The sequence below is a fragment of the Aeromicrobium sp. REDSEA-S32_B7 genome, assembly GCF_001626145.1.
Lineage (GTDB): Bacteria > Actinomycetota > Actinomycetes > Propionibacteriales > Nocardioidaceae > Aeromicrobium > Aeromicrobium erythreum.
Map to the genome: position 1 here is coordinate 1 of NZ_LUNF01000095.1, position 4,878 is coordinate 4,878.

4 protein-coding genes, 1 tRNA gene, 2 pseudogenes and 1 riboswitch are annotated in these 4,878 nt (G+C 72.5%); all 7 genes and pseudogenes read right to left on the reverse strand.

Annotated features, from left to right (window positions below):
* Positions 1 to 307: pseudogene (locus A6Q79_RS07065) on the reverse strand (transposase); the annotation flags it as partial.
* A gap of 102 nt (positions 308 to 409) precedes the next feature.
* A tRNA-Val gene (locus tag A6Q79_RS07070) sits at positions 410 to 484 on the reverse strand.
* Positions 485 to 687: 203 nt separating this feature from the next.
* Complete coding sequence (gene ribB / locus A6Q79_RS07075) at positions 688 to 1,482, reverse strand: 3,4-dihydroxy-2-butanone-4-phosphate synthase (RefSeq protein WP_317697378.1); 795 nt, start codon at positions 1,480 to 1,482, stop codon at positions 688 to 690.
* On the reverse strand, positions 1,479 to 2,105 hold the full coding sequence (locus A6Q79_RS07080) for a riboflavin synthase (protein WP_286690516.1): 627 nt from the start codon (positions 2,103 to 2,105) through the stop codon (positions 1,479 to 1,481). The genes ribB and A6Q79_RS07080 overlap by 4 nt, the downstream gene beginning before the upstream one ends.
* Complete coding sequence (gene ribD / locus A6Q79_RS07085) at positions 2,105 to 3,142, reverse strand: bifunctional diaminohydroxyphosphoribosylaminopyrimidine deaminase/5-amino-6-(5-phosphoribosylamino)uracil reductase RibD (RefSeq protein ID WP_286690517.1); 1,038 nt, start codon at positions 3,140 to 3,142, stop codon at positions 2,105 to 2,107. The genes A6Q79_RS07080 and ribD overlap by 1 nt, the downstream gene beginning before the upstream one ends.
* An 81-nt stretch (positions 3,143 to 3,223) precedes the next feature.
* Positions 3,224 to 3,351: riboswitch (FMN riboswitch) on the reverse strand.
* Between the two features lie 100 nt (positions 3,352 to 3,451).
* Positions 3,452 to 4,117, reverse strand: a complete 666-nt coding sequence (rpe, locus tag A6Q79_RS07090; protein ID WP_286690518.1) for a ribulose-phosphate 3-epimerase — start codon at positions 4,115 to 4,117, stop codon at positions 3,452 to 3,454.
* A 54-nt stretch (positions 4,118 to 4,171) separates the two neighbouring features.
* Positions 4,172 to 4,878 (reverse strand): annotated as a pseudogene (locus A6Q79_RS07095) (rRNA cytosine-C5-methyltransferase); the annotation flags it as partial.

A 4,878-nucleotide genomic window follows, 5' to 3' on the forward strand; every position in this document is an offset into this window, starting at 1 on the left:
ACGAGCGGGTACATCATTTTCCCGGCAGGTTCGCCTGGGAGAGGTAGGCAGCAGCACGGCGCAGGACCTCGTTCTCCTGCTCCAGCAACCGGATCCGCTTCTTGGCCTCACGCAGCTCGGTGTTCTCAGCGGCGGTGGTCCCAGGCTTGATGCCGTCCTCGACGTCAGCAATCTTGAGCCAGTTGGTCAGGCAGGACTCGCTGATGCCGAAGTCGGCAGCGATCTGCTTGAGATGGACTCCCGGCTCACGGTTCCACGCGACGCGGACGACGTCGTCGCGGAACTCCTTGGGGTACGACTTCGGCACAGTGCACATCGTTCCAGCGGCACCTCTCGGCACCACAGATCAGATGTCACCTATCTGTGCAGCAGACCCTTCGGCCTATTCCGATGTCCTGAGACATCGCAATGGTGGGCGCAGAGGGGATCGAACCCCCGACCACCTCGTTGTAAGCGAGGTGCTCTACCGCTGAGCTATACGCCCGTGCGAGGCAGGACCCTACCGAGGGCGGGGCCCGGCCGCGGAAACGGCATGCCCCATGAAATGAGTCGAACCGCTGGCGTCTCGGGTCACCAGCGGTTCGACGTCCCCTACGGTACGTGGTCGATCCGCGAAAACCCCGTGCTGCAAGGGAAAAAGCCGGATCCGGTCCAGACCATCACGGCACCGGACGGTGAGGTGGCGCCTCAGACGGCGTCGGCGAGCTGGCGCAGGTGCTCGTCGAGGTCGCGCCCCTCGGGCATCGCGTTGTGCACGGCCCACCGGATCGCCCCCTCGCGGTCCACGACGTAGGAGGAGCGGCGCGGGCAGCCGTTGCGCTCGTCGAAGACGTCGTAGGCGCGCGAGACCTCCCCGTGCGGCCAGAAGTCCGAGAGAAGCGGGAAGTTCAGCCCGTCGGCGTCGGCGAACGCGCGCAGCGCGGGGGCGCGCATCAGCTCGCCGTCGTCGTGCACCACCTCCCCGATGACCCCGACCGGCGTGAGGCCCGCCAGGCGGGTGAGGTCGACCGCGGCCTCCGTGTGCCCGGCGCGGGCCAGCACGCCGCCGTCCTTCGCGCGCAGCGGCAGCACGTGGCCCGGCATGACGAGCTCGAACGACTCGGTCGCCGAGTCCGCGAGCACACGCACCGTGCGCGCCCGGTCGGCCGCGGAGATGCCGGTGGTGATGCCGTCGCGCGCGTCGATCGAGATCGTGTACGCGGTGCGCATCAGCTCGCGGTTGTGCGGCGTCATGAGCGGGATGCCCAGCCGGTCCAGCACCGCACCCGGCGCCGGGGCGCACACGTAGCCGCTGGAGTGCCGGATGAGGAAGCCCATCAGCTCCGGCGTCGCCTTGCTCGCCGCGAAGATGATGTCGCCCTCGTTCTCGCGACCCGGGTCGTCGACCACGACGACGGCCTTGCCGTCGCGGATGTCGGCGATCGCCCGTTCGATGCTGTCGAGCCGGACGGTGTCGCCGTCGGCGTCGGAGTAGGTGCTCATGCGGGGTTCTCCTTCGGGAGGCGGGCGGCGAGCAGCCGCTCCACGTACTTGGCGAGGACGTCGACCTCGAGGTTCACCCGGTCGCCGGGGGCGAGGGTGCCGAGGGTCGTGTCCGCGAGGGTGGTGGGGATGAGGGACACCGAGAACCAGGGAGCGGGATCCCGGGGGTCGGTGACCTCGACGACCGTGAGCGAGACGCCCTGGACCGTGATCGAGCCCTTCGGCACGAGGTAGCGCGCGAGGTCGTCGGGCAGCGAGAAGCGCAGCACCTCCCAGTGCTCGCTCGGGGTGCGGTCGATCAGGGCGCCCGTGCCGTCGACGTGACCCTGCACCACGTGGCCGCCCATGCGCCCGCCCGCCGCCATCGCGCGCTCGAGGTTGACCTCGGCCCCGGGCGCGAGGTCGCCCAGGGAGGTCTTGTCGAGCGACTCGGCCATCACGTCGGCGCTGAAGACGTCCGCCTCCTGCGCCATCACGGTGAGGCAGCAGCCGTTGACGGAGATCGACGCGCCGTGGGTCGCGTCGGCCGTGACCACGGGCCCGCGCACCGACAGCCGCACGGAGTCGCCCAGCGGCTCCACGGCCGTCACGACGCCCTTCTCCTCCACGAGTCCGGTGAACATCAGGGCATCTCCTCCCGCGGGGCACGCCCGGGCGTGCCGATGATGCGGATGTCGGGTCCGATCCGCGTGACGTCGTCGAGGTCGATCGGCCGTAGGTCGGCCAGCGTGGCGGCCTCGCCCTCCAGCGCGGCTCGTCCCGAGCCCAGCATCGCCGGGGCGATGTAGCCGATGACGCGATCGACCAGCCCGGCGTTCCAGAAGCCGCCCGCGAGGCGGGGCCCGCCCTCCAGCCACACGTGCCGGACGCCGTTCTCGACCATCTTGGACAGCACCTCGTCGGGCTCACGCGTCTGCACGAGCAGCGTGGGCGCCACCCGGTCGAAGACGCGGTAGTAGGAGGGGATGCGCGACTCCCCCACGACCACGCGCAACGGCTGCTGCGCGTAGGGCAGCGGCAGGTCGTCGGCGTCGCGCACCGTCAGGCGTGGGTCGTCGGCCAGCACCGCGCCGGTGCCCGCCATGATCGCGTCGGCCTCCGCGCGGAAGCGCTGGACGTCGCGGCGGGCCGCGGTCGAGGTGATCCACTTGCTCGAGCCGTCCGGGGCAGCGCTGAGGCCGTCCATCGTGGCCGCGTACTTCCAGGTCACGAACGGACGTCCGTGCGTGACGGCGAAGGTCCACTCGACGTTGAGCGCCGCGGCGTCCTCGGCGAGGACACCGCCCTCGACGTCGACACCGGCCGCGCGCAGCCGCTCGGCGCCGCCCGCAGCCTCGGGGTTCGGGTCGGACTGACCGTGCACCACCCGCGCGACCCCTGCCGCCAGCAGCGCGTCGACGCAGGGGCCGGTGCGTCCGGTGTGGGCGCAGGGCTCGAGGGTGACCACGGCCGTGGCACCGCGGGCCTCGTCGCCGGCCTGCTGCAGCGCGTCGACCTCGGCGTGGGCTGTCCCGGCGCCGTGGTGCGCACCCACGGCGAGGACCTCGCCCGACGGGGCGAGGAGCACGCAGCCGACGCGGGGGTTCGGGAGCGTCCGCGCGGTGGATCGGGCGGCCTCGAGGGCCGTGCGCATCGCCTGCAGCTCGGTGTCGCTCGCCATCTCGTCCTCCGGTCGGGCTCGCCGCACCGGGGTCGACGGGTCCGACGCCAGGGTCCAGGACGGACCTCGGCCCCAGACCCCGCGTGTTTCCTCTCATCCGGACTTTCACCGTCGGTACCGGAGTTCCACCGGTTCAACCTCACCCCGAGAGGTGCGGGTCGCGGACTGTCACCGCCGGTTCGGACTTGCACCGACCCCGGAACACGCGAGCTGTTGCTCGTTCGGCGACAGTCTAGCCGGGCGTGTCGCAGCCGCTGCGACGTCCCACGCTACGGACGCGTCGCACCGTCCGGGCGGCCGTCGCGGGGCTCAGTGCGCGCAGGCGCTGGTGGCGAGCTCGCGCAGGGTCTCCACCATGGCGCCCGGGTCGTCCGCGCCAAAGACTGCCGAGCCGGCGACGAACGTGTCGGCGCCGGCCTCGGCGCACCGCTCGATGGTCTCCACGGAGACGCCGCCGTCGACCTGCAGCCAGACCTCGCCGCCGCTCGCGGCGATCAGCTCGCGGGTGCGCCGGATCTTCGGCAGGCAGAGGTCGAGGAACTTCTGGCCGCCGAACCCGGGCTCCACCGTCATCACGAGGACCATGTCGAGCTCGGGCAGCAGCTCGGCGTAGGGCTCGATCGGCGTCGCCGGCTTGAGCGCCATGGACGCCCGCGCACCCTGGGCGCGAATCTCGCGGGCCAGCCGCACCGGCGCCGCCGCGGCCTCGACGTGGAAGGTGATGCTCCCCGCCCCTGCCTCGGCGAACGCCGGGGCCCACCGGTCGGGGTCGGCGATCATCAGGTGGGCGTCGATCGGCTGCTGGGCCGCCTTGCTCAGCGCCTCGATGACGGGCGCGCCGAGCGTCAGGTTCGGCACGAAGTGGTTGTCCATGACGTCCATGTGCAGCCAGTCCGCCGTCGGGATGCGAGCGGCCTCCCCCGCGAGGTTCGCGAAGTCGGCGTTCAGCAGGCTCGGCGTGATCTGGATGGCCATGGCCGACAGCGTAGTGGCGGGTCCGAGACCCTCGGCGCGTGGTCGGGGCTCCGCTCAGCGACGGCGCAGGAGGGCGAGGAACATGGCGTCGGTGCCGTCGCGGTGCGGCCACCACCGGTGGACGCCGACGAGCTCCGCCACGCCGGGCCCGACCGACTCGACGACCTCGAGCGTCTCGTCGACGAGCGGGGAGCAGGTCGCGTAGCCCACGAGCCCACCCGGACGCGTGAGGTCGACCGCGCGGCGCAGCAGCGCGCGCTGCAGCGGCACGAGCGAGGCAAGGTCCTCCGGCGTCCGACGCCAGCGCGACTCCGGGCGCCGGCGCAGCGCACCGAGGCCCGTGCAGGGCGCGTCGACGAGGACACGGTCGAAGGAGCCGGGCTCCCAGGGCCCCTCACGTCCGTCGTGGACGGTGACCTCGACGTCGGGGAGGGCCCGCAGCCCACGCCGGACGAGCTCCGCGCGGTGCGGCTGCACCTCGTTGGCGACGAGGTGGGCGCCGCGCTGCGCGGCCAGGGCACCCAGGAGCGCGGCCTTGCCGCCCGGGCCGGCGCACAGGTCGAGCCAGCGAGCGTCGGACCCCTCGAGGGCAACCTCGGCCACGGTGAGGGCCACCATCTGCGATCCCTCGTCCTGCACGCCCGCGCGACCGTCGCGGACAGCGGCGACGTCGCCGGGATCGCCGGCGTCGAGGACACGGGCATAGGGCGACACCTGGCCGGGCGTGCCCGGCAGGTCGGCAGGGTCGACGAGGCCGGGGC

Coding starts and splice junctions, on each gene's coding strand:
- ribB (WP_317697378.1), bottom strand. CDS start 1,482: ATGAGCACCTACTCCGACGCCGACGGCGACACCGTCCGGCTCGACAGC.
- A6Q79_RS07080 (WP_286690516.1), bottom strand. CDS start 2,105: ATGTTCACCGGACTCGTGGAGGAGAAGGGCGTCGTGACGGCCGTGGAG.
- ribD (WP_286690517.1), bottom strand. CDS start 3,142: ATGGCGAGCGACACCGAGCTGCAGGCGATGCGCACGGCCCTCGAGGCC.
- rpe (WP_286690518.1), bottom strand. CDS start 4,117: ATGGCCATCCAGATCACGCCGAGCCTGCTGAACGCCGACTTCGCGAAC.